Raw genomic sequence first — 3,133 nt, 5'->3', positions numbered from 1 at the left:
GCTCCCCCCACCCAGGGGGAGCCGGCCCTTTCGCCTTGCGGTGGCACCGCCATGCAGCACCGCAGGACGCTCGGACCACGCGGCACGGCCGCATGACGTCTCGTCGAGGGCTTCGGCCTAGCCGAAGCGGCCCGAGATGTAGTCCTCGGTCGCCTGGACGGACGGGTTCGAGAAGATCCGGTCGGTGTCGTCGATCTCGACGAGCTTGCCGGGCTGGCCGACCGCCGCGAGGTTGAAGAACGCGGTGCGGTCGGAGACGCGGGCGGCCTGCTGCATGTTGTGCGTCACGATGACGATCGTGAAGCGCTCCTTGAGCTCGCCGATCAGGTCCTCGATCGCGAGGGTGGAGATCGGGTCCAGGGCCGAGCAGGGCTCGTCCATCAGCAGGACCTCAGGCTCGACCGCGATGGCGCGGGCGATGCACAGACGCTGCTGCTGGCCGCCGGAGAGGCCGGAGCCCGGCTTGTTCAGGCGGTCCTTGACCTCGTTCCACAGGTTGGCGCCCTTGAGGGAGCGCTCCACGATGTCGGTCAGCTCGGACTTCTTGAACTTGCCGTTCAGGCGCAGGCCCGCCGCCACGTTGTCGAAGATCGACATGGTGGGGAAGGGGTTCGGGCGCTGGAAGACCATGCCGACGGTGCGGCGGACCGCGACCGGGTCCACGCCGGCGCCGTACAGGTTCTCGTCGTCCAGGAGCACCTTGCCCTCGACGCGGCCGCCGGGGGTGACCTCGTGCATGCGGTTCAGGGTGCGCAGGAAGGTGGACTTGCCGCAGCCGGACGGTCCGATGAAGGCGGTCACGGAGCGCGGCTCCACGGTCATCGAGATGTCGTCGATGGCCTTGTGGGTGCCGTAGAAGGCGGACAGGCCGCTGACGTCGATTCGCTTGGCCATGAGGGTCACTTCGCTTTCATACAGTCGCGTCAGCGACCGGTCTTCGGGGCCTTCCAGCGGGCGATGCCGCGGGCCACCAGATTGAGGATCATGACGAAGGCGATCAGGACGAGCGCTGCGGCCCAGGCCCGGTCGTAGGAGGCGTCACTGCCGACCTTGTACTGCTCCCAGATGTACAGGGGGAGCGAGGACTGGGCACCTTCGAAGGGGTTGCCGTTGATCAGCTGGGTACCGAAGACCAGCAGCATGATCGGGGCGGTCTCACCGGCGATGCGGGCGACGGCCAGCATGAGGCCGGTGGCGATGCCGCCGATGGCGGTGGGGAGCACGACCTTCAGGATCACGCGCCACTTCGGCACACCGAGGGCGAGGGCGGCCTCGCGCAGCTCGTTCGGGACGAGCTTGAGCATCTCCTCGGTGGAGCGGACCACGACGGGCATCATCAGGATCGACAGGGCCATCGCGCCGGCGAAGCCGGACGGGCCGAAGCCGAGCATGAGGTTCCAGGTCGTCAGGATGAACAGACCCGCGACGATGGAGGGGATGCCGGTCATGACGTCGACGAAGAAGGTCACGGCCTTGGCGAGCCTGCCCTTGCCGTACTCGACGAGGTAGACGGCGGTCAGCAGGCCGATCGGCGCGGCGATCGCGGCGGCCAGGGCGACCTGCTCGATGGTGCCGAGCAGCGCGTGGTAGACGCCGCCGCCCTCCTCGAAGCTGGTCACGCCGTTCATCGAGTGGCTGAGGAAGTTCGCGTCGAGGGCCTTGATGCCACGGCTGACCGTGGTCCAGATCAGCGAGAGCAGCGGGATGACCGCGAGGACGAAGCTGACCCACACGAGGGAGGTCGCGATCCGGTCCTTGGCCTGGCGGCGGTTCTCGACGACCGCGCTCGCGGTGTAGGTGATCGCGATGAACAGGATCGAGGCGATCAGGCCCCACTGGATCTTGCTCTGGAGGTCGGCGACGACGCCGATGCCGCAGCCGAGGGCGATCGAGAGGACCGCGATGCCGGCCGGGGCCCAGGCGGGCAGGCCGCCTCGGGTGAGGGACGCGGGAGCGGCGGACTTGCGGGCCGGGGCGGGCCGCTGGTCCTGGAGTGCGTGGCTCATCAGGCGTTCGCCCCCGAGAAGTCCTTGCGGCGAGCGATGATCAGGCGGGCTGCACCGTTGACCAGCAGGGTGAGCAGGAAGAGGACCAGACCGGAGGCGATCAGTGCGTCGCGGCCGAACTCGTTGGCCTCGTCGAACTTCGCGGCGATGTTCTGCGCGAACGTGCCGCCGCCCGGGTCCAGGATGTGGCCGTTGATCAGGAAGCTCGGGGAGAGGACGGTCGCGACGGCCATGGTCTCGCCGAGGGCGCGGCCGAGGCCGAGCATCGAGGCGGAGATGACGCCGGAGCGGCCGAAGGGCAGCACCGACATGCGGATGACCTCCCAGCGGGTCGCGCCGAGGGCCAGGGCGGCCTCCTCGTTCATGCGCGGGACCTGGAGGAAGACCTCGCGGCTGACGCTGGTCACGATCGGCAGGATCATGATCGCGAGCAGGATGCCGACGGTGAAGAGCGAGCGGGCCACGCCGACCTGGGTCTTGTCGAAGACGTAGGTCCAGCCCATGTACTCGTCGAGCCAGAGGTTGAGGCCTCCGAGCTGCGGGACGAGGAAGAGGGCGCCCCAGATGCCGTAGATGATCGACGGCACGGCGGCCAGCAGGTCGACCACGTAGGCGAGGGGCGCGGCCAGCTTGCGCGGCGCGTAGTGCGAGATGAAGAGGGCGATGCCGACAGCGATCGGAACCGCGATGGCCATCGCGATGATCGAGCTGACGACGGTGCCGAAGAGCAGGACGGCGATGCCGAAGACGGGCGGGTTGGCCGACGCGTTCCAGTCGAAGGTGGTGAGGAAGTTCCCCTCGTTCTTCGACAGTGCGATCGAGGCGCGGTAGGTGAGGAAGACGGCGATCGACGCCATGATCACCAGGAGCAGGATCCCGGAGCCCTTGGAGAGCCCCGCGAAGATCTTGTCACCGGCACGGCCGGTGGACCTCGCGCTCTTGGAGACAGGCGGAGCCGTGTCTATCTGGGTGGGTGTGGTGGAAGCCATGTTCTTTCCGGTCTGGGTGGGGGGTCAGGCCCCCTGGCGGCGGTGCACCGGATTCCCCCGGGTGGGAGGGGAAGGGTCCTGGGGCCGGGCCGATAGGACGGGATCGGCCCCGCACCCGGCGCAACGTCAGGACACCGA

Annotated in this window: 3 protein-coding genes; all 3 read right to left on the bottom strand. The window is 68.5% G+C overall.

All coding sequences use genetic code 11. From position 1 onward, the window contains the following. Positions 1 to 117 precede the first annotated feature (117 nt). The 3 genes from pstB to pstC are packed head-to-tail and all read right to left on the bottom strand — an operon-like array spanning position 118 to position 2,995. On the bottom strand, positions 118 to 894 hold the full coding sequence (gene pstB, locus ACFXA3_RS27095; RefSeq protein WP_385190966.1) for a phosphate ABC transporter ATP-binding protein PstB: 777 nt from the start codon (positions 892 to 894) through the stop codon (positions 118 to 120). Between the two features lie 29 nt (positions 895 to 923). Beyond that, the gene (pstA, locus tag ACFXA3_RS27090; RefSeq protein WP_385190964.1) at positions 924 to 2,006 is read right to left on the bottom strand and encodes a phosphate ABC transporter permease PstA; all 1,083 of its coding nucleotides are present in this window, start codon (positions 2,004 to 2,006) and stop codon (positions 924 to 926) included. Beyond that, on the bottom strand, positions 2,006 to 2,995 hold the full coding sequence (gene pstC / locus ACFXA3_RS27085; protein WP_385190963.1) for a phosphate ABC transporter permease subunit PstC: 990 nt from the start codon (positions 2,993 to 2,995) through the stop codon (positions 2,006 to 2,008). The genes pstA and pstC overlap by 1 nt, the downstream gene beginning before the upstream one ends. Between the last annotated feature and the right edge of the window lie 138 nt (positions 2,996 to 3,133).

Origin of the sequence: Streptomyces sp. NPDC059456, from assembly GCF_042750055.1 — a bacterium.
GTDB lineage: Bacteria > Actinomycetota > Actinomycetes > Streptomycetales > Streptomycetaceae > Streptomyces.
This window is presented reverse-complemented; position numbering and strand designations above follow the sequence as displayed.